The sequence below is a fragment of the Candidatus Planktophila sp. genome (assembly GCA_030681675.1).
Classification (GTDB): domain Bacteria; phylum Actinomycetota; class Actinomycetes; order Nanopelagicales; family Nanopelagicaceae; genus Planktophila.
Genome location: JAUXRP010000003.1, coordinates 170223 through 188137, shown reverse-complemented (window position 1 = coordinate 188137; position 17915 = coordinate 170223). Strand labels below are relative to the sequence as shown.

General features: G+C 45.9%; 22 protein-coding genes. 13 read left to right on the top strand and 9 right to left on the bottom strand.

What is annotated here, in order from left to right; all coding sequences use genetic code 11:
• Position 1: 1 nt before the first annotated feature.
• Genes Q8K48_01535 through Q8K48_01515 form a run of 5 tightly spaced genes read right to left on the bottom strand, consistent with a single transcriptional unit; the run spans position 2 to position 4235 of the window.
• Positions 2-166 carry a hypothetical protein gene (locus tag Q8K48_01535; GenBank protein ID MDP1851078.1) on the bottom strand — a complete coding sequence of 55 codons (165 nt, stop codon included), beginning with the start codon at positions 164-166 and terminating at the stop codon, positions 2-4.
• Positions 163-1881, bottom strand: a complete 1719-nt coding sequence (locus tag Q8K48_01530) for a biotin carboxylase N-terminal domain-containing protein (protein MDP1851077.1) — start codon at positions 1879-1881, stop codon at positions 163-165. Before Q8K48_01530 ends, Q8K48_01535 begins: the two co-directional genes overlap by 4 nt.
• The gene (locus Q8K48_01525; protein MDP1851076.1) at positions 1878-2480 is read right to left on the bottom strand and encodes a nucleoside triphosphate pyrophosphatase; all 603 of its coding nucleotides are present in this window, start codon (positions 2478-2480) and stop codon (positions 1878-1880) included. The genes Q8K48_01530 and Q8K48_01525 overlap by 4 nt, the downstream gene beginning before the upstream one ends.
• Before the next feature lie 7 nt (positions 2481-2487).
• On the bottom strand, positions 2488-2664 hold the full coding sequence (locus Q8K48_01520) for a hypothetical protein (protein ID MDP1851075.1): 177 nt from the start codon (positions 2662-2664) through the stop codon (positions 2488-2490).
• Positions 2664-4235 (bottom strand): acyl-CoA carboxylase subunit beta, encoded by a 1572-nt coding sequence (locus Q8K48_01515; protein MDP1851074.1) that lies wholly within the window; start codon positions 4233-4235, stop codon positions 2664-2666. The genes Q8K48_01520 and Q8K48_01515 overlap by 1 nt, the downstream gene beginning before the upstream one ends.
• A 30-nt stretch (positions 4236-4265) precedes the next feature.
• Between Q8K48_01515 and Q8K48_01510 the strand changes: the two genes are divergently transcribed.
• Genes Q8K48_01510 through purE form a run of 3 tightly spaced genes read left to right on the top strand, consistent with a single transcriptional unit; the run spans position 4266 to position 6628 of the window.
• A complete protein-coding gene (locus tag Q8K48_01510; protein MDP1851073.1) occupies positions 4266-5012 on the top strand; it encodes a biotin--[acetyl-CoA-carboxylase] ligase in 747 nt (248 codons plus the stop codon).
• A gap of 4 nt (positions 5013-5016) precedes the next feature.
• Positions 5017-6129: a 5-(carboxyamino)imidazole ribonucleotide synthase gene (locus Q8K48_01505; protein MDP1851072.1), complete on the top strand. Its 1113-nt coding sequence runs from the start codon at positions 5017-5019 to the stop codon at positions 6127-6129.
• A complete protein-coding gene (gene purE, locus Q8K48_01500) occupies positions 6122-6628 on the top strand; it encodes a 5-(carboxyamino)imidazole ribonucleotide mutase (GenBank protein MDP1851071.1) in 507 nt (168 codons plus the stop codon). The genes Q8K48_01505 and purE overlap by 8 nt, the downstream gene beginning before the upstream one ends.
• On the opposite strand, the gene Q8K48_01495 is transcribed toward purE, so the two are convergent.
• From Q8K48_01495 to Q8K48_01485, 3 genes are read right to left on the bottom strand one after another with little or no spacing between them, the layout of a single operon-like run.
• Positions 6629-6988, bottom strand: a complete 360-nt coding sequence (locus tag Q8K48_01495) for a CoA-binding protein (GenBank protein ID MDP1851070.1) — start codon at positions 6986-6988, stop codon at positions 6629-6631.
• 31 nt (positions 6989-7019) lie between these two features.
• Entirely contained in the window at positions 7020-8336 is a 1317-nt protein-coding gene (locus Q8K48_01490; protein ID MDP1851069.1) for a UDP-glucose/GDP-mannose dehydrogenase family protein, read from the bottom strand.
• 4 nt (positions 8337-8340) lie between these two features.
• Positions 8341-9456: an LCP family protein gene (locus Q8K48_01485; GenBank protein MDP1851068.1), complete on the bottom strand. Its 1116-nt coding sequence runs from the start codon at positions 9454-9456 to the stop codon at positions 8341-8343.
• A 36-nt stretch (positions 9457-9492) separates the two neighbouring features.
• Here Q8K48_01485 and Q8K48_01480 point away from each other — a divergent pair, with 36 nt between their 5' ends.
• The 4 genes from Q8K48_01480 to Q8K48_01465 are packed head-to-tail and all read left to right on the top strand — an operon-like array spanning position 9493 to position 13343.
• Complete coding sequence (locus Q8K48_01480; protein ID MDP1851067.1) at positions 9493-10485, top strand: glycosyltransferase family 2 protein; 993 nt, start codon at positions 9493-9495, stop codon at positions 10483-10485.
• A 15-nt stretch (positions 10486-10500) separates the two neighbouring features.
• Positions 10501-11328 (top strand): ABC transporter permease, encoded by an 828-nt coding sequence (locus Q8K48_01475; protein ID MDP1851066.1) that lies wholly within the window; start codon positions 10501-10503, stop codon positions 11326-11328.
• Positions 11312-12109 carry an ABC transporter ATP-binding protein gene (locus tag Q8K48_01470; GenBank protein ID MDP1851065.1) on the top strand — a complete coding sequence of 266 codons (798 nt, stop codon included), beginning with the start codon at positions 11312-11314 and terminating at the stop codon, positions 12107-12109. The genes Q8K48_01475 and Q8K48_01470 overlap by 17 nt, the downstream gene beginning before the upstream one ends.
• Positions 12096-13343, top strand: a complete 1248-nt coding sequence (locus Q8K48_01465) for a SpoIID/LytB domain-containing protein (GenBank protein ID MDP1851064.1) — start codon at positions 12096-12098, stop codon at positions 13341-13343. Before Q8K48_01470 ends, Q8K48_01465 begins: the two co-directional genes overlap by 14 nt.
• Here the strand turns inward: Q8K48_01465 and dapD are convergent.
• Positions 13323-14240 (bottom strand): 2,3,4,5-tetrahydropyridine-2,6-dicarboxylate N-succinyltransferase, encoded by a 918-nt coding sequence (dapD, locus tag Q8K48_01460; GenBank protein ID MDP1851063.1) that lies wholly within the window; start codon positions 14238-14240, stop codon positions 13323-13325. The genes Q8K48_01465 and dapD overlap by 21 nt on opposite strands.
• 30 nt (positions 14241-14270) lie before the next feature.
• Between dapD and Q8K48_01455 the strand changes: the two genes are divergently transcribed.
• The 6 genes from Q8K48_01455 to Q8K48_01430 all read left to right on the top strand — a co-directional run bounded on the left by Q8K48_01455 (position 14271) and on the right by Q8K48_01430 (position 17909).
• Positions 14271-14804 carry a TIGR00730 family Rossman fold protein gene (locus tag Q8K48_01455; protein ID MDP1851062.1) on the top strand — a complete coding sequence of 178 codons (534 nt, stop codon included), beginning with the start codon at positions 14271-14273 and terminating at the stop codon, positions 14802-14804.
• Positions 14801-15226, top strand: a complete 426-nt coding sequence (locus tag Q8K48_01450) for an SRPBCC family protein (protein ID MDP1851061.1) — start codon at positions 14801-14803, stop codon at positions 15224-15226. The genes Q8K48_01455 and Q8K48_01450 overlap by 4 nt, the downstream gene beginning before the upstream one ends.
• Positions 15227-15291: 65 nt before the next feature.
• Positions 15292-15483: a sigma factor-like helix-turn-helix DNA-binding protein gene (locus Q8K48_01445; GenBank protein MDP1851060.1), complete on the top strand. Its 192-nt coding sequence runs from the start codon at positions 15292-15294 to the stop codon at positions 15481-15483.
• Positions 15484-15587: 104 nt separating this feature from the next.
• Positions 15588-15767, top strand: a complete 180-nt coding sequence (locus tag Q8K48_01440; protein MDP1851059.1) for a DUF3117 domain-containing protein — start codon at positions 15588-15590, stop codon at positions 15765-15767.
• Between the two features lie 28 nt (positions 15768-15795).
• Positions 15796-17283, top strand: a complete 1488-nt coding sequence (locus Q8K48_01435) for a leucyl aminopeptidase family protein (GenBank protein MDP1851058.1) — start codon at positions 15796-15798, stop codon at positions 17281-17283.
• The gene (locus Q8K48_01430) at positions 17283-17909 is read left to right on the top strand and encodes a class I SAM-dependent methyltransferase (protein ID MDP1851057.1); all 627 of its coding nucleotides are present in this window, start codon (positions 17283-17285) and stop codon (positions 17907-17909) included. Before Q8K48_01435 ends, Q8K48_01430 begins: the two co-directional genes overlap by 1 nt.
• Positions 17910-17915 lie beyond the last annotated feature (6 nt).

Genomic DNA, 17915 nt, shown 5'->3' with positions numbered 1-17915 from the left:
CTTAGAATAACTTCGGGATAACGCCATTGAGAAGTGCGCCCATCCGATCAGCGGCCACTTTGCCAGCGGCAATAACCTCTTCGTGGTTGAGTTTTTTGCCTGTGACACCAGCGGCGGCAGTTGCTGCAACCATTGGATCGCTATAAAGGAGCTCGCTCGAAGTCATGCATCAATAATGTCACACAGGGTCGTGCCACTTGAAACCGTGGCTCCGATGACGGCAGTGAGGTTAGCTATAACACCAGATTTATGGGCCATGAGTGGTTGTTCCATCTTCATTGCTTCAAGCACGATGATGAGATCGCCTTCTGTAACTTTTGCACCAACCCCTACCGCGATTTTTACCACTGTACCTTGCATTGGACTGGTTAAGCCGGAGCTATTTGAAGCACCGCTCATACCTGCCTTAGCTCGATGGCGTTTAATTAAAGGCTTTGGTGCATGAACTAAAATTTCAAAGCGTTTACCATTCACTTCAGTGACCAAATGCTCTGGCGCCATGTGGCTTTGTAAGGGTTCGACCGTGGCGGTAAATGCTGGGATCGTATTATTGAACTCATTTTCAATATAACTGGTATAGATTGTGAACTCTTCAGTAAATGCAGGATCATTAACAATTGCCCGGTGAAAAGGCAATGCCGTTGCTAAACCATCGATGGTGAACTCTGCAAGTGCTCTACGTGCCCGCTCAATTGCCTGCTTGCGAGTTGCCCCTGTAACTATTAGTTTGGCAAGGAGTGAATCAAAGTTGCCGCCAATGGTGTCACCGCTTTTGAAACCGGCATCCACACGCACTCCAGGTCCATTAGGGGTTGCCCATTTACTTATGCGACCTGGAGCAGGCAAAAAAGATCGCCCCGGATCTTCACCGTTGATACGAAACTCAATTGCATGGCCGCGAATAATCGGATCATCAAAACCCAGCGATTCACCCATTGCAATTCTAAACTGTTCTCGCACTAAATCTATTCCAGTAATCTCTTCACTGACTGGATGCTCAACCTGTAGCCGTGTATTCACTTCAAGAAATGAAATTGTGCCATCAAGGCCAACTAAAAATTCGCATGTACCCGCACCAATATAGCCAGCCTCCTTCATGATTGCTTTGCTAGAGCGGTACAACTCTTTATTTTGTGCATCGGTTAAAAATGGCGCAGGTGCCTCTTCTACTAATTTTTGATGACGGCGCTGTAGCGAGCAATCGCGCGTACTGACCACCACGGCATGACCATATTTATCAACGAGAACCTGAGTTTCAACATGTCGAGGTTTATCCAAATAGCGCTCAACAAAACACTCACCCCGACCAAATCCACTGATGGCTTCGCGCACCGCAGAAGCAAATAACTCTGGGATTTCCTCCATGGTTCGAGCAACTTTCAAGCCGCGTCCGCCGCCGCCATGGGCGGCTTTAATCGCAACTGGTAGGCCATGTTCTTTAGCAAAAGCGGTGACTTCTTCATGTCCAGCAACCGGATCTTGAGTACCTGCTACTAAAGGAGCACCTGCCTTTGCAGCGATTTTGCGCGCAGAGACCTTGTCACCTAATGCGCGAATCGCAACGGGTGGAGGTCCAATCCAAATTAAGCCAGCATCAATGACGGCTTGAGCAAAATCTGCATTTTCAGATAGGAATCCATAGCCAGGATGTACGGCATCAGATCCAGATGCAATGGCAATTGCAATTATTTTCTCAATATTCAAATAAGTGTGAGTTGCCGATGTTCCTGCAAGGGAATATGCAGCATCTGCCATTCCAGCATGAATTGCACTCCGATCTTCATCTGAATAAACGGCAACGCTCTCTAAGCCATGGTCTTTACACGCACGGATCACGCGAACTGCGATTTCACCTCGGTTGGCTATTAATACGCGCTTCATTGCATCACCTTAACCTCTGGCCATGAGTATCCGAGTTGGAGGAATGCTCGTCGAAGAAAGGGCATTGAAATCCCAACTACATTTGTGTAATCACCCTCGATGGAGGGGATAAACGGCGAACTGAAGCCATCGAGAGTAAAACCTCCAGCAACATGCAAGGGCTCACCGCTTGCGACGTAGTCACTGATTTCATCATCGCTCATCTGGTCAAAAGTGACTTTGGTAGTGACAATGCTGGAAATTTCACGATCCTTCGTAGTATCGATAATGCAGTGACCGGTATGTAAAAGCCCTGAGTTACCTTGCACGCGTTTTGCACGCTCTATAGCGATTTCTGGAGAGCTGGGTTTGCCAAGAGATTTTCCATCGAAATCGAAGGTTGAATCGCAGCCGATAATAATCGCCGGAAAATCGATTTTCTCACGAATTGTGTGAGCCTTAGTAATAGCTAAGGTAATTACCATATCGCTAGGAGAGAGTGCATTAATAAAATCAGTCTCTTCATCGACATGGCTAACCATAATGAGCGGTTTTAAACCTGCTGATTCCAACAGACGCCGACGTGAATTAGATGCTGAAGCAAGGATAATCTTTGGCATAGAAGTTTTAATTTACTCTCCCGTATCGGAAATTTTTGTTCAAAGGCGTTCGTAACTGTGGAGTACCAAATGCGCTTTTTCGAATGACCGGCTCTAACTCCTCACGTTTATGGTGAGACATCGCAAATTCGATTGCGATTGCCTCATCAGCAGTGGGCTCTCCCTTAATGATTAAGTACTTCATTACAGTGGAATATTTCCATGTTTGCGCGCCGGCAATGTATCTCGCTTTGTCTTTAATGTTCTAAATGCTTTTGTGATGTAGGAACGTGATTGATTTGGTTCAATTACGGTGTCGATCGTGCCACGCTCTGCTGCTAGGTATGGATTAGCTAGCGATTCGTTGTAGTCGTTTACCAGTTCCGCACGCTTACCTACAGGATCTTTAGAGTCGGCCAGTTCTTTTCGATAAAGAATGTTTACTGCGCCTTGTGCACCCATAACGGCAATTTCTGCACTAGGCCAGGCAAAGTTAATGTCACTGCCAAGATATTTTGAACCCATGACGATAAAAGCGCCGCCATAAGCTTTACGAGTTATAAGCGTGACAAGCGGAACGGATGCCTCTGCGTATGCATAGAGCAGCTTGGCACCACGGCGAATGATTCCATCCCACTCTTGTTCGGTACCGGGTAAAAACCCCGGGACATCAACAAGGGTGAGAATGGGAATATTGAAAGCATCGCAAAAACGCAAGAAGCGCGCGGCTTTTTCACTTGAGTTAATGTCAAGCGTGCCAGCTAATTGCGAAGGTTGGTTTGCAATAATTCCAATTGATTCACCTTCAATTCGAGCAAACCCCACAATTATATTTGGTGCGTATAGTGCGTGAATTTCCAGGAATTCTGCCTCATCAACGAGAGCTTGAATTAAAAGCTTCATGTCATACGGTTGATTAGTATTATCGGGAATTAACGAATCGAGTGCAAAATCAGAGGGTTTTTTATCTAACGATTCAGTTGGTGGAAGATGTGGTGCGCTATCCATATTGTTTGAGGGCAGATAAGAAAGAAGTGCTTTTACATAATCGATTGCGTCGGCCTCGTTTTCGGCCAAGTAGTGGGAATTACCAGTTTTGGTGTTATGTGTACGTGCTCCACCGAGCTCTTCCATATTAACTTCTTCACCAGTGACCGTCTTTATGACATCTGGTCCGGTAATAAACATGTGTGAGGTTTCATTAACCATGACTGTGAAGTCAGTGAGGGCAGGTGAATATGCGGAGCCGCCAGCGCAAGGGCCAAGTATGAGTGATATCTGAGGAATTACTCCCGAAGAGCGAGTGTTGAGTCGAAAGATTTTTCCATAGCCAGACAGAGAGGCAACACCTTCTTGAATTCGTGCACCACCCGAGTCGTTGATTCCAATGAGGGGGATTCCACTCTTTAATGCAAAGGCAGCAATCTTTACGATTTTTTCTGCATGGACTTCACCGAGTGAGCCGCCCATAATTGTGAAATCTTGTGAGTACAACGCAATGGGGCGGCCATCTACAGTTGCCGTTCCAATTACTACGCCGTCGCCATATGGTCGATTTTTCTCCATTCCAAACTGCGTTGAGCGGTGACGTGCAAACTCATCGATCTCAGTAAATGACTCGTGATCGACGAGCATCTCAATACGCTCGCGGGCAGTGTTTTTACCCTTGGCATGTTGCTTCTCAACTGCACGTGCCGAACCTGCATGGACTGCTTCCTCGACTCGCGCACGTAAATCTTCGATTTTTCCAACAGTTGTATGCAGATCACGGCTCATACCCCTACGGTACTAGGCGTGGAGACTGAAATGCTAAGCGCACCCATAGATGCCTCAATTATCAATGCCGCGCTTGGGCAATACTGGCGAGTAATCGTAGTTGAACTCACGGGATCAACTCAAAGAGATCTTGTTACATTGGCTCGAGCTGGAACTGCCGCTGCGGGGGATGTAATTGTCGCTGATCATCAAAGCGATGGACGCGGTCGCTTAATGCGTAGTTTTGATGCGCCACAGGGAACCGCGCTTTTATTTTCCTTCTATATACAACCAAAACGCACTCAAGATGATTGGGGTTATATCCCCTTGATAGTTGGGACGAGCCTTGCGCAGATACTTTCCGATTTTGGTGCGATGTTAAAGTGGCCTAATGATGTTCTCATAAGTGAGAAAAAAGTTGCAGGCATAATTGCTGAGACCACCGATGATGGAATCGTAATTGGAGTTGGAATAAATGTTGGGATGCAGGTTCACCAGCTTCCGGTGCCAACTGCGACTTCATTACTAATTGAAGGAGCACGTAATGTGACTCGCAATCAGTTACTCAGTAAATTTCTCAATAACTTTGAAGAAAAATTCCTCGCATGGGACGGAGGTCGCGATGAGATCTCTGCTGACTATTTAAAATTGAGCGCAACTATTGGGCGCGAAGTTCGAGTGGAGTATCCGCATGGAGTGAGTGAGAATGGCTTGGCGGTTTCAATTTCGCACAGGGGAGAGTTAGTTTTAGCCTCTGGCCAGCATGTCCAAGCCGGCGACATAGTTCATCTACGATAATCCAGTGAGTGATTCTTTTCCTACAGTCGGGATAATTGGCGCGGGACAACTTGCCCGAATGAGCGTTGGACCCGCCACAGCCCTTGGAGTCCATCTTCTCTTGTTCGCTGCCGAAACAAAGGACAGTGGAGCTCAAGTGGCACACCACATTATTGGAGATTTTGCAGATGTTGCTAGCGTTCTTGAGTTTGCCAAGAAGTGTGATGTTGTAACTTTTGAGCACGAGTTAGTCCCATTGAGCGTAATAAAAACCCTTGAAGCCAATGGTGTTGTAGTCAGACCAAGTTCAAGCGCTTTCATTTATTCACAGGATAAAGCGGAGATGCGTAATAAATTGATCCAATTTCCAGCACCAAAATCTAGAGTTGTGACAAGCGCCTCCGGGATTAGTGAGTTTCCGCTCATTGCCAAAGCGATTTCTGGAGGCTATGACGGACGAGGAGTCTGGAAAATAAATTCGGAAAGTGAATTGAATTCAGTAATTGCAAAGCTCGGCAAGGTGTTGATTGAAGAATTAATAGAGTTTGATTATGAAATTGCCGTAATGGTTGCACGTTCACCACATGGGCAGGCAACAACATGGGCGCCTACGCAAACTGTACAAGCCAATGGAATCTGTACGCTAACAATCACACCTGCACCGCAGATGAGTTCAGAACTGTGCACGAAAGCACAGAGATTAGCTTTAGAGATTGCTCAAGAAGTAGGAGTTGTAGGAGTGATGGCCGTAGAAATGTTTGTCAAGGGTGATGAAATATTTATTAATGAACTGGCAATGCGTCCTCATAACTCAGCTCACTGGACGATTGAGGGATCGGTCACCTCTCAATTCGAACAACATTTACGTGCAGTTTTAGATCTGCCACTAGGTGATCCTTCGATGTCGGCACCTTTTGCGGTTATGGGAAACATTCTGGGATCGAATAAGAGTGATATGTATAGGCCATATCTTCACCTTATGGCCCGTAGCCCCGGACTGAAGTTTCATCATTACAAAAAAGATGTGCGCCCAGGTCGTAAGATTGGCCATGTGGTTCTTTTGGGAAGTGACGTCATAGAATTAACACACGAAGTTCAGCATGCCCTTGATTACATGAGTGGAGAAATTAATGAGTGATGTTGCGATAATCATGGGTTCAGACTCTGATTGGCCCATCATGGAAGTTGCCGCAAAAGCTTTAGACACGTTGGGGATTTCTTTTGAGGCCGATGTTATCTCTGCTCATCGCATGCCGCTTGAAATGGTGGAGTTCGCACAAAGCGCGGCAGCAAAGGGATTTAAGGTAATTATTGCCGGTGCCGGTGGCGCAGCGCACTTACCAGGCATGGTTGCATCGCTTACCACCCTGCCAGTGATAGGCGTACCGATTGCCCTTAAAAACCTAGATGGAATGGATTCACTACTTTCAATTGTGCAAATGCCTGCCGGAGTTCCGGTAGCCACCGTTGGAGTTGGTAATGCAAAAAATGCCGCACTTCTTGCTGCTCGCATATTAGGAATTTGCGATCCCACGATCTCGGCGAAAGTGGGTCAAGGATTAATTGATTTGAACGCCGAGGCCAAAGCTAAGGGTGCACATTTAGTATCTCGACGAAATCAAAAGACTGGGTTTTAGTTAACGCGCTGCATATTCAATTGCTGGACAACGATTCATGACAGTTAGCAAACCTGCCGACTTGGCACGTGCAATTGCTGCTTCGTCGATCACATCCAGTTGTAGCCATACCGCTTTAGCACCGATTGCAATTGCTTCATCAACAACTTTTCCGACCAATGCGGAATTAACAAAGCAATCAACAACGTCGACTTTAAAAGGTATTTCACTTAAACTTTTATAACCGGTTTGTCCATGAACAACTTCTGCCCGTGGATACACCGGTATTACTTGATGGCCTTTGTCCAGCAACAATTTAGAAACACCGAAAGCTGCTCGTGCAGGATTATTGCCTAATCCAACTACCGCCCATACCTTCATTGCCAGGAGGGCATCGACGGCTTGGTCCTCGTTAATCTGTACGTCCTAAAGCATGGAACTTCCATCCAGCTTTGCGCCAAAGTTCACGATCAAGGGCATTTCGACCATCAATTATGATTTTGTCCTTAACGAAATCTCCAATAATCATCGGATCTAACTCCCGATACTCTTTCCACTCTGTTAGGTGAAGGATTAAATCTGAATCTTTAACACATTCGTGCACTTCATGGGCAAAGGTAAGATTTGGGAAACGCTTTCGGGCTGGTTCAATGCCTTTTGGATCGTGAATTACAACATGTGCACCTGCAGCATGTAGCTGTACTGCTATATCTAGCGCTGGAGAGTCGCGCACATCGTCACTATCTGGCTTAAAAGTCGCACCTAAAACCGCGATTTTATACTGAGTTAAATCCTCTGACAGATCACTTCGGACAACATCGATTACACGCTGACGTGCGCGCAAGTTGATTGCATCGATTTCACGTAAGAATTCAAGAGCCTGTTTAGCGCCGAGCTCTTCGGCGCGCGCCATAAATGCGCGAATATCTTTAGGTAAGCACCCTCCACCAAAACCAATGCCAGCTTGCAAAAAGCGGCTTCCGATACGTGGATCGTAGCCAATGGCTTTTGCAAGGACAGTTACATCACCTCCTGAAGCTTCGCAGACTTCTGCCATCGCATTAATAAAAGAGATTTTTGTTGCAAGGAACGAGTTTGCTGCGACTTTAACTAACTCCGCCGTAGCAAGATCGGCCCGAATCCACGGTGTACCAAGAGCAATTATTGGTTGATATACATCTTTAAGTATCTGCTCCGCACGATCGTTAGCAACTCCTACGACAAGTCGATTCGGTGTCAACGTATCCTCAATGGCAAAACCTTCACGTAAAAACTCTGGGTTCCAAGCCAGGTCGGCTTGCGGTGAAATTTTAATGAGTTGCTCGCGAAGAGCCTGTGCGGTGCCTACAGGAACCGTAGATTTACCTACAACAAGTGCGCCCTCTTTTAAAAATGGTGCGATTTCAATAACTGCGGATTTAACATACGTTAGATCCGCGGCTAATCCATCCTTGCTTTGAGGAGTTCCAACGCAAACAAAGTGAACATCAGCTTCAGCAACGGCAGAAAAATCAGTTGTAAAATTTAAACGGCCAGTCTTAATCTCTTGGGCTAATAACTTATCGAGTCCTGGTTCATAGAATGGGAGCTCACCACGTGAGAGCATTTCAACTTTTTCTGGATCCGTATCGACGCCGATGACGTTGAAGCCAAGCGATGACATGCAAGCAGCATGAGTCGCTCCCAAGTAGCCGCAACCGATGACGGAGAGAGTTAATTGAGTGCTCATAGCCTTACTTTAGTGCCCCGCATGGATTTTCATCGGCGGTTCGAGTCTTAAATTTATCGACCAAAATAGGCGCAGGAGTCGCACTCGATGAAGCCGATGGTGAAGGTGTGACTTCATCGATAAGCGGTAAATCTAATCGCATGCGGTTGAAGAGATCTGCCGCAAGTTCTCTGTCCCAAAGCACAACAGAACCTACGCCATCTACGTATGCATTTGAATTGCCCAAGGGAATTGTAAGCGTGCGCACTTTACTTGCCGAAAGGTTTTTGAGTTGCTTAGCCAAAGTTAGTAAATCACCACTATTGAGTTGGGAATCAGTTTTAACCGTTGCAATTGCGGCGTTGAAGAAATTAATTAATTTCACGGGATTTAGTAATACGCCAGTACTAGTAAGCTTTCTTAGAACGGCACTCATGAATTGTTGTTGACGTTGCATTCGTCCAAGATCGCCCATTCCATCAAAGTCACGCGTTCGAACATATTTCAACGCTTCAACTCCATTAAGTGTATGAACTCCCGCACTCATGACTAAGTGACTTTTTGGATCATCGATATCTCTCTTTGAGCAGACCTCTATACCTCCGAGTGAATCGACCATTTTTGCGAAACCTGCGAAGCCGATCTCAAGGTAATGGTCGATTCTCACTCCAGTTTCATTTTCAATTGTCTGAATTAAAAGTGGAGCACCACCCCATGCAAAAGCGGAGTTAATCTTGCCATTAGCGGCAGGAATTATTCGATCTTTATAGAGTGATGATTGGTGCTCCGGAATAGTTACAAGCGAATCGCGCGGAATAGAAATAATAGTTGCCTTATCGCGTGCTTTGCTAATGTGTACAAGAAGCATCGTGTCCGAACGTGCGCCAGCGGCAGACTTAGTTGTTCCAACACGCAGAAGTCGTGACTGTTCCTTGGTGAGACCTTCGCGAGTATCTGAACCAACCAAAAGGTAGTTAAGTGCAGTTGATGGTTTTTCTGGGCGCTTTTCCAGGGTTCCAAAGACATCCACCCGGTTAATAGCCCCACTGATCTGTCCCAACCCCAACCAGGATATGGCGGAGATTACGACAACAGCTAGCGAGAGTGATGTAATAATCCGTATTGGTCGCGTCGCTTTCACAGGCGAAGACTACTTCAGCGATACGGTGGTGGGGTTATGACGACATCAGCAAATGAGTTATATGGCTCACCGAAGCGAGAAATATCGGTAATTCTTCCGGTACGTAACGAAGCCCCTTACTTAGAGCATTCTGTGAGCTCGATTTTGGCTCAGGATTTTCAGGGGCCGTTCGAAGTGATTCTGGCCGTCGGGCCATCACATGATTCAACTATGGAAATAGCACGTGAAATTGCACACCTAGATAAACGTGTGGTAATCGTTGAAAACCCTTCTGGTCGCACGGCAGCTGGATTGAACCTTGCAATCGCACGCGCTCAGTACTCAAATATTGTGCGCATTGATGGCCACTCAGAGATTCCACATAATTATTTAACTTTGGCTCTCGAGATTCTTGAACAAAGTGGCGCGGTAAATGTTGGCGGTGTTATGGCAGCGGTCGGCAATAACTTATTTGAGCGCTCAGTTGCACGCGCTATGCGAAGTCCATTAGGTGTTGGTGCATCTCGATTTCACACGGGAGGCGCTGCTGGTCCAGTTGATACGGTGTATTTGGGGGCATTTAGAAAAGAGGCACTCATCGCTATCGGTGGTTTTGATGAACGTTTCACTCGAGCACAAGATTGGGAGTTAAATTTTCGATTACGTGCTAAAGGTGGGTTAATTCACTTTGATCCACGGTTGGTAGTTACATATAGACCTAGATCAAGTGTTAGCGCGCTTGCTCGGCAGTACTTTGAATATGGTCGTTGGCGCCGCGTTGTTTCTCGTCGTCACGAGGGAACGATTAATTACAGATATTTGGCGCCACCTTTTACCGTAGTTGTCACCACTCTCTCAATAACTCTAGGAATTTTAGTTGCGACGATTTTCCTACTTCCAGTCCTCATTTATGCTCTCTTTATTCTTATGGCATCGCTAGTAATAGGAAAATCTTTAGGTGAAATTCTTTTGCTACCGCTGATACTTCTCACTATGCACATGAGCTGGGGAACTGGATTTCTAACCTCGCCTAAGTCGCTTGCACCGTAAGGTAGCCTTACGTCCATGAGTCAACCAATGCAGGTATACGAGCCTTTTCGTGCCGGCCTGCCCCCACTCATTCGATACTGGAAATCGCTCTGGTCCCGCCGAACGTTTATTGCTGAGTATTCGCGCTCTGAACTTCGTGAGCAACACTTTGATTCACTCTTTGGTCAGTTGTGGTTAGTCTTAAATCCACTGCTACTTTCCGCGGTGTATTTCCTCCTAATTGTTATTATTCGGGGCACTTCAGATGTAACGCGATATGTCCACTTGACGGCCACCCTCTTTCTTTTCTACTTAGTTGCCAACTCACTTACTGGGGGAGTTAAATCAATTACGGCTGGCCAACGTCTCATACTAAACACAGCCTTTCCACGAATTATGCTACCGATTTCCGCTGTTGTAATTGCAGTTGCTAAGTTCATTCCGACTCTCTTGGTATTTTTCATTATTCGCACGATTCTAGGTGCGCCTTATACATGGGAGATGCTTTGGGCCTTTCCGGTTTTATTAATTACAATTTTTCTAGCTCTTGGATTAGCAATCACGATTTCATGTATAAATGTATATTTTCGCGATATATCTAGCTTCTTGCCATATCTGACACGAACTCTTCTATATCTCTCACCGATTCTCTATGAGGCATCCGCCTTAAAGCCAAAGCTCATGGCTATACAGGAATTTAATCCACTCTTTCCAATTCTTGATAGCTGGTCTCGTACTTTAGTTCACGGGCAAGCCCCACAGGGTTCAAGTTTACTTACAGGTTTAGCGTGGGCCTCAGGAGTATTTTTAATTGGAACTTATTTTTTCTTATCAAGGGAGCGCGAATTTGCTGTCCGCCTCTAACTCGCACGCCACACATGAGATCGCTATTTCAGTTCGCGGTTTAGGGCTTACATATAAAACTTCAATAGAGAGACGCCCAACTCTTAAGGCTCGCGCCAAATCTTTAGGTCGCCGTGGTAAACATGTGCGCATTATTCAGGCACTCGATGATGTGAATCTGAATGTTGAGTATGGACAAGTTTTAGGAGTAATTGGAACTAACGGCGCAGGAAAATCATCAATGATGCGCGTCATTGCAGGAATCATTCCTCCCACAAAGGGGCGAATTGAGGTCTTTGGAAGTGTGAGCACATTGCTGGCCTTGGGTGTTGGTTTTAACCCGTCGATGTCAGGACGCGATAATGTATTTCTCGGAGGGTTAGCTGCGGGAATGTCGCGTGAAGAGATTGAAGATAACTTTCAAGAGATAGCAGATTTCTCTGAACTGGGAGAGGCAATTGATGCCCCTATGCGCACGTATTCATCTGGAATGTTTTCTCGATTGGCATTTTCAGTTGCGGTAACTGTCCGACCAGATATTTTAATAGTTGACGAGGCTCTCAGTACAGGAGATGCAAAATTCAAAGAGAAATCTCTTAATCGTATGAAGGAGTTGAGAAGTGAAGATAGTGCGCTTATTTTGGTAAGCCATGCAATGGCAACGTTGCGCGAGGTCTGCAATGACGTGGTCTGGTTGCACAAAGGAAAGGTAGTCCAACGCGGCGAACCAAATGAGACTATCGCTGCCTATCAAGAGTTTTTACATGTCAGAAAGAGCGCAGCCCTCGATGAGGATGTCTAAGTTACTTCTGGTATTGATTTTTTTTATTTCCGCTTTAACAGCTCCAGCATCAGCATTGGAATTACCTGCAGAATTTCTATTTCGCGGATCAGGTTATGGGCACGGCGTTGGTATGTCACAAATGGGAGCTCGATCTATGGCCTTGGCTGGCAAAACTTCAACGGAAATTCTGCAATACTTTTATAAAGATGTATTAGTCGAACCTCTTGATGATTCAAAGATTTTAAGAGTCAATATTGGTCATCTCTTGAGTAGCACAAAAATATCCACTAAAACACCTGGTGCAATGGTTCAATTATTTAGAGGTGATATTGGTAGTCAAGTAGATGCACTTCCAATTGCAGTGTTTTCAGCTGGAGCTTCACTGAATCTTTCAATTCTAGGCTCTAGCGTTATTCCTAATGTGGTTATTGATAAAAAACCAAATACTTTTGAAAAGAATCGGAGCTTTACTATTCGATGGAGTGGGACACGATATTTGGAGGGGATCGACGCGCTTATGTCTGTCACTCAACTTGGTGCGACTAGGAAGTATCGATATGGCCAAATGGTAGTGAAGGCAGTCAAAGACAAAACTCTTGGATTTAGGTTAGAACTAACTAATAGCGTGCGTCTGTCGGATGAGTATTTATGGGGTGTTAGTGAAATGCCTTCTTTTTGGCCAATCGCTGCTCTGCAGGCTCAAGCGGTGGCATCGCGGTCATACGCTCTCAGCAAAGCTGGAATTTATCGGAGGAGTTGTGATTGTGACTTATACGGAGAGATTTCAGATCAAAAGTTTTTGGGGTATGCAAAGGAGATCGAATTTAAATATGGAGCAATCTGGAAAAGCGTTGTCACAGAAACTGCAGGATTGGTAATTACTCAAGCAAGTCTGCCAATAACTGCCTATTATTTCTCATCCTCAGGCGGTAAAACCGAATTAGCAGTGAATGCATGGGGAAGTAGTAGGGCATACACGCAGATAGTAGATGATCCAGGTAGCTTAGACATCACGCTTAATCCGCGATTTGTTACGTGGGATCGCAAACTCTCACAGGCAGTCGTTGCCAAAGCATTCTCGCTTCCTGATGTAGTTCAACTAGAAATTCTGACTAGAAATGACAGTGGGACTATTGGTCAGATTCGAGCGACATCGAGTTCTGGCCTTCAATTGACGCTTCGTGGTGAGGTTTTTCGGAGTCGCACTAAAATTCCATCGGCTTACTGCGACTTAGTTAGTGTGCAGAATTGAGTTAAGGCCGCCCCACGTTCCAGTTCGACTTACCACTTCTAATGCGCCATCTAATGAGTTGCGTCTAAATAGTAAATTATTCGAACCGGATAGAGCGGCAGCTTTTACAACCTGCCCATCGGGCAAACGCAGTTTGGAAGTTGCAGTGATGTATGTGCCAGCCTCAATAATGCAGTTGTCACCAAGAGAAATTCCGCAACCTGAATTTGCGCCGAGCAGTGTTTTCTCTCCGATCGAGACAATTTCTTTTCCGCCGCCACTCAAAGTACCCATTATTGAGGCTCCGCCGCCAACATCGCTGCCATCGCCAACGACTACGCCAGCTGAGATTCTGCCTTCGACCATTGATGTACCCAAAGTACCTGCATTAAAGTTAACAAAGCCCTCATGCATTACGGTTGTTCCGACTGCCAAGTGGGCACCTAATCGAACCCGATCTGCATCGGCGATGCGCACTCCACTAGGAACTACATAGTCCACCATCCTTGGGAACTTATCGATTGAAAAGACAGTTACATGCCCATTCTTAGCGTTAAGGCGGGCGCGTGTTAATTCAAAGCCCTCAACGGCGCACGGACCAGCCGAAGTCCAAACAACGTTATTGAGAAGACCAAAGATGCCATCAAGGGTTACGCCGTGTGGTTTAACTAAACGATGCGAGAGAAGATGTAAGCGAAGATAGACATCAAGTGCCGAAGTAGGTGGAACCGAGAGATCAATTTCAAGGCTAGCGAGTTCACGGCTGACTTCACGCGCATCATCGTTGCCGACTAAGGCACGTAATTCACTCGGCACTTCAGGATTGAGTGGAGCTAGTGTTGGAGTTGGAAACCATGCGTCCAAAAGTTTTCCATGCGACACAGTCGTTATTGCGTGGCCAGATGCAATGGTGTTCATGGGCTAAGCCTAACCCCTATCCTTTCTCATATGCGTATCGCAGTCTTTTGTTCCTCATCTCCGAGCATCGATCCAAAATATATAGATTTGGCCTACCAACTAGGCGAAGGCATCGGCTCTTTATCGTGGGAGTTAGTAACTGGAGGTGGTCATATTTCAATGATGGGTGCGGTTTCTCGGGGTGCGCGCGCAGCGCATGGTCTTACTGTCGGCGTAATTCCGCAAGCATTAGTTGATATTGAGTTTGCCGATCACGAGAATGATGAATTACACATTGTCACTACGATGGGTGAGCGTAAGGCGATGATTACTGATATTTCTGATGCCTTTATTACGCTTCCGGGGGGAGCCGGCACACTTGAGGAGTTCTTTGAAATATGGGTAGGTCGCTATTTAAAATTTCATAATAAACCAATTGTCATTCTTGATCCATTTGGAATTTATGGACCATTACATGAGTTGATTCTGCATCTTGAGGAAGAGAACTTTATCAAGCCAGGTATGCGTGAATTAATTACGTGGGCCAATACTGTCGATGAGGCTTTGGAAGGGTGCAAACAATGAGAAGAAACTACCTAGCAATTTCTCTCGTAATAAATGCACCGATTCAATCGGTGTGGGATGCCTTGGCGGATTGGGAAAAGCAGGGCGAGTGGATGATCGCCACGAAGGTCTGGGTTACTTCGACAATTCGGGATGGAGTGGGAACAAAAATAAGCGCTTTTACCGGAATAAAATCCATAGGCATCTTAGACACAATGGAAGTAACTTCGTGGGTTCCGCCATTTGTGTGCGATGTTGTACATACAGGCGCAGTTATTAAAGGGGTGGGTAAGTTTGAGCTACATGAAATTAACGCTACCCAAACACGCTTTGACTGGTCGGAAGAGGTGAGAGCTCCTCGTCCATTATTTCTCGTGATATTTCCCGGACTCTATGTGGGTGTGAGGATTTCACTTGAGCGTTTTGCGAGAACATTCCGTTAAATCCACTATTTCCTCCAATTCCTTAAGCGGCGAACTCTTAAGACCTGACCAGTAACCTTATCCCCATGAGCGAGCCCACCACTTTGGCAGAGTTGCTCGCATCCCTATCTGAAGAGGAGCGCTGTATTCTGACTATGCATTATTTGCGTTCCATGTCAGCGAATGAAATTGCCGAGCTCTTAGTCGTACCCGTACGGGCTGTAGATGCGGTAATTGCCACTGGGAAGGCACATTTAAGCGAATTTATGGGTTTCTAGCGGCAGATGCAACGAGCCTTGAGGGCGATTTCCCACTAACCCACCATGTACGAGATACTTCTCTTCTTGCACTTCCACCACCAATCTTTAAGAGGAGTCTCCACATGGCAGCCATGAAACCCCGTACAGGTGATGGTCCAATGGAGGTTACCAAAGAGGCCCGCTCTCTCGTCATGCGTATTCCTCTCGAAGGTGGCGGCCGATTGGTCGTTGAGCTCAACTCAGAAGAGGCTAATAATTTGAGCGCCGCACTTCATGCCGCGGTCTCTTTAGTCAAGAAGTAAAGGCGTCGCAGGCGATAGCCTTTAACGCATGTCTTCGATACTCACCAGCGCCCCAACAGAGTTATCTGCGGCTAAGTCTGCTCAGGCGATAGCTCTGGCATATGTAAATGAAAGCGAAGGGGTAATTTCGTTTAAAGCTCCAGCGAATTTGATTCAGGATATTGAAAAGCATTTCGCAATAAATTTAGTTGACGAGCTTTCATTTTTTTCACCAACGGGTAAAGCGGGCGAGATATTTGAGATCCCTGTTAGCGCAGCCAACTCACATACTGAGCGCATCTTCTTAGCTTCTGCAGGTGACGGCTCAACAGATTCAATGAGAACGTGCGCAACTGCAATTGCTCGAAAAGTTCGTGGGAAGAAAATCACCGTTTATTCGGCATGTGCTTTAAATGAAGTCGATATCAGAGCACATGCGATTTCGCTTACCATGGCCGCCTACTTGTGGAGTTTAGAGAGTGGAAAGCCTGCTGATGTTCCAACATTTCTCGTAGCAACCGATGATAAGGAGACAATAAATGCTGCTAATGCTGTTGCGAAAGCGATTACGCGTGCTCGCGATCTGGTTCATACGCCTTCTAATATTAAAACTCCTGAGTGGATGGCTACAAAGGCGCAAGAATTTGCACAATCCAACGGATTAAAAACCACAGTCTTAGCCGGAAGAGAGTTAAAGGAGTTCGGTGGATTACGAGCAGTTGGTAATTCATCACCAGTGCCAGGTCCGCGCTTCATAGAAGTCACTTATAGGCCAAAGAACAAAAAGAAACTAACAACACCACTTCCTCATGTTGTTTTAGTTGGTAAGGGGATTACTTTTGATACCGGCGGTGTTTCACTAAAACGCCCTTACGATTTAATGATACCGATGAAGTCTGACATGGCAGGAGCCGCGGCAATTCTTGCGACACTTACGGCTCTTGAAGACTTACAACCTGATGTTCACGTCACCGCGTTAATGATGTGTGCTGAAAATGCTATCTCGGCTACTGCCCAGAGACCTAGTGATGTTATAAAGCATTATGGAGGAACAACTGTTGAGGTTATTAACACCGATGCCGAAGGTCGACTTGTTCTTGCTGATGGATTGGCTTATGCAGATCTTAATTTAAATCCCGATTATTTAATTGATATTGCAACTCTTACTGGGGCTGCAACTCTTGGACTCGGTAGAACCTTTGCTGCAATGTATACACGCGACGACCAACTTGCGTCCTCCTTTATTAAGGCTGGTTCAGATTCAGGTGATCAAGTTTGGAGAATGCCGCTCGTCGATGACTATCAAGACTCATTGAGAAGTGATATCGCAGATTTTAATCATGCAGCAGTTAAGGCCGACTACTCAGCTGGTTCAGTAACTGCAGCTTTGTTTCTAGAGCACTTTGCAGGAGCTCGTCGCTGGTTGCACCTAGATATTGCAGGTCCCGGGCGAAGTGAAGTTGATGCAGGTGAAAATCCAAAAGGTGGAACAGGTTTCGGTGTTCGTTTACTCACAACGTGGATTATGAGCCTTTAGTGAAAATAGATCCCCACTCTTACGCTGAAAACTTTATTGCCGAAGATCACATAAAATCTCAAGCCCGTGCGAGAGGTCTTGAACTCGGAGCAGTTGATGTAACTCCGGGTGCCGGCGCATACCTTCGCCATCTTGCATGTACATTATCTGCGCAATCAATCGTTGAAGTTGGAACTGGATCAGGCGTTGGAAGTTTATGGTTACTTGACGGGATGAGAATCAGCGGAACTTTGACCTCAATTGATGATGAGATGGAACATACTCGAATCGCGAGAATTGCTTTTAGCGATGCTGAAATCGCACAGACAAGAGTTCGACTTATCACTAATCCAGTACTTGATGTCATTTCAAAGCTCACTGATCGTGCATATGATCTCGTTGTTCTGCGACACAATCCAGAGGATTTAGCCTTCGTTATCTCTGAATCTCACCGTATTTTGCGAAGCGGCGGTGCGCTCGTAATTGATAATTTCTTTGGTGGTTCAAAGGTCTGTGATCCAGCTCAACGTGATCCAAAGACGGTTTCTCTTCGCGATGCTGGGAAAATCATTAAAAATGACACAGAGCATTGGGTGAGTACCTTAATTCCCATTGGAGATGGTTTGTTAGTTGCCACTAAGTTGTAGCAGAAT